Here is a 216-nt window from a genome sequence, read left to right on the forward strand (position 1 = left end):
ATAGACCTGATTGGCATCATAGCTGAGGCTGGGTTCAAGGAAAGCAAGGTTGGAGGTCACACCGTCAAACTCGGTGCCGCCAAGACCGCCGCCCGCACTCAGGATGGTATAGGTAGTGCTGGGGCCATAGGTGCCATTTTCAGCCAGCACCTGAACCGACCCACCGGACAGGGTAGCCGTGCCCCCTGCGTTGATCCGGTCCGCCGCCCCGGCCGA

Annotated in this window: 1 protein-coding gene; it reads right to left on the reverse strand. The window is 62.0% G+C overall.

Annotation, left to right across the window (positions count from 1 at the left end):
* A partial coding sequence (locus FQB27_RS16550) for a hypothetical protein (RefSeq protein ID WP_169562190.1) occupies positions 1-216 on the reverse strand: 216 nt, incomplete at both ends.

Origin of the sequence: Sneathiella chinensis (genome assembly GCF_012720115.1) — a bacterium.
Lineage (GTDB): Bacteria > Pseudomonadota > Alphaproteobacteria > Sneathiellales > Sneathiellaceae > Sneathiella > Sneathiella chinensis.